Annotated in this window: 2 protein-coding genes; one reads left to right on the top strand and one right to left on the bottom strand. The window is 25.1% G+C overall.

All coding sequences use genetic code 11. From position 1 onward, the window contains the following. Positions 1-195: 195 nt before the first annotated feature. Positions 196-681 (bottom strand): hypothetical protein, encoded by a 486-nt coding sequence (locus tag KGF39_RS19215; protein WP_227823544.1) that lies wholly within the window; start codon positions 679-681, stop codon positions 196-198. An 852-nt stretch (positions 682-1,533) separates the two neighbouring features. Here KGF39_RS19215 and KGF39_RS19220 point away from each other — a divergent pair. Next, positions 1,534-1,911: a RidA family protein gene (locus KGF39_RS19220; protein ID WP_003421988.1), complete on the top strand. Its 378-nt coding sequence runs from the start codon at positions 1,534-1,536 to the stop codon at positions 1,909-1,911. Positions 1,912-2,433: the final 522 nt, after the last annotated feature.

Here is a 2,433-nt window from a genome sequence, read left to right on the forward strand (position 1 = left end):
ATGAACTTTTTAGTTCATGAGGCACTCTTTTTTTGTATGAAATCAAATACATTTTTATCATTTCAACAATGAAAAAGTGTCTTACCTGTATTTTAAGACAACCTCTTTATTCTATATCCTTTATACCCTTTATTTTTTGATGTTTATTTAAGTATCTATTGTTACTCATATATTTTAATAATTACTCTTAAAAAACTATCTAGATTCCTGCATGATATTATTTTCTTTAGTAATTAGCTTTTCTAGGGTTTTCCAATCTATTTCTTCCATATTTGCAAAATAATGCCCACTTCCTATACAAGTCAAATAGGACTTTCCATCTAATTCAAATGAAGAACCACCAATGCACTTTGGATTACATTTTTTGCAAGTACGAGTTTTGGTTATACTGTCTTTAATAGTTTTAGAACATTCCTCCACAGTATCCTTATATTTGTTTAGATGAAAAAGATTTGCCTTAACTCTCCACTTTTTCTCATTACACTCAATAGTAAATAAGCTACGTTTTGGTTTCTTAGTTGAATATACTATTTTATAAGAACGAGCACCTATTTTTGGTTCAATTTTACAATCTAGTGATTTACCAAGTTTGTGCAAATTACATGCAATATCATAATCTTTACCACTTAGTACCTCTAACATTTCTTCTGTTGTTTCTGCTGTTAATTCACTTTTGCTCATATTAAAAAATTCCCCCTATATAAATAATAATTTCATATGAAAATAATTAATATCAGTATATTAAATAAAGTTGTTAAAATCAATAAAATCACTACAATCTTACATTATTGGGCATAGAATGAGAGTTAATGATTTATTAGAAATAAGACTTAATAGTATGAAAATTCACTTAGACGTGGTACAATTCTATAAAAGATTTAAAACTAGGAAAGGAGAAAGTTGTTGAGATATAGCCAATATAACAATTTATTTATAGGTTGTAAATTTATTATGAGATTAATTAGATTGTTAAGTAAGACTATTAAAAGGTAGTTTTTTGGATTTTCAGCAATGGTGATAGGATATTGATAATTTTTTGGTTACTATTATATTTAGCTATTATATTTTCAATAGGCTCTATGATAACTAGAGTAAACAAGGTCTGGGTAAAGGTTTTATTATTTATAGTAGTTGGATTGTCAACTATAGTTCTTTCATACATAATAACTTGATAATTTAAGATTAAAAAACAACTTTTAATTTGTAAATTCTCAAAACAAGAATTCTCATGTTGGTAAATTTCTAGATATGAGAAAAAAATTGACATTATAAAAGAGTTATTTTAAAGCTTTTTTCACAAAAAAATTCAGAAGTAACTGTTTTGAATGACTTCACAAAATTTTATATATAAATAAAGTTTGGCATGTTAATTGCTTTAATAAAAGTTAACAAGAACACAAATAAACATAATCATCTAAGTGTTGATTATTTGAAGCTTTAGATTTGAATTTTAATCTAAAGTTTCGTATTGATATTGGTGTTTAGGAAATTTTATTTTCCTGTAAATATAACTTAATAATAGGAGGTGAAGTTATGTCAAAAGTAGTAATAGCTACAGAGAAAGCTCCAGGAGCAATTGGACCATATTCTCAAGCGATACAAGTTGGAAATATAGTTTCTACATCAGGTCAACTTCCAATAGATATGAAGACTGGTGAGTTAGTATCTGACCCAAAAGAAGCAACAAAAGCTTCTTTAGATAACGTAAAAGCAATATTAGAACAAGCTGGTACAAGTATGGATAAAATATTTAAAACTACAGTATTTGTAAAAGATTTAAAGGATTTTAATGATATTAATGAAGTGTATGCTACATACTTTAAAGAAAATCCACCAGCAAGATCATGTGTACAAGTTGCTCAATTACCAAAAGATGCAGTTTTAGAAATTGAAGCAATGGCAGTATTATAAGTATTATAACAATAAAACCAATAACAAAACTAATGAAAATTAAAAACTAATAAAAAAGTCTACAATTAAAAAAGTTTATATTAAAAAAGTCTATATAAAAATCTATCTAAATATTTAACTATTGAGCTTTTCTCATATGATGTATATTTTTGTGCTAAAAATATATTTGTTATATGCGGAAGGCTTTTTTGTATTTTATTATTGTATTGTGATTTATTTTTTTATTTGTATATTATAATTAAGGTAATCACTGTATAAAACAAGCTTTTTATAATTAATATTATGTGTTTTAATGCAAATATATAAATAAGTAATGTTTTATATATATTTTAAAAATTGACTATATGTTAAAATATAGCTAAACTTATAATTTGGTAAATTAAATTTTAATGGGGGAGACTATGTTAAGTAAATTAAAAGAATTTCAACAAGAAATGATAAAATACACTGAAACAGTAGCTAGTGTGTTAGATGTAGATATTGAAATAGTTGATTAAAAAATAGCTACGCACACTCGTGACT

It is taken from the genome of Clostridioides sp. ZZV14-6345 (genome assembly GCF_020657775.1).
In the GTDB taxonomy this organism is placed as follows: Bacteria; Bacillota; Clostridia; order Peptostreptococcales; family Peptostreptococcaceae; genus Clostridioides; species Clostridioides difficile_D.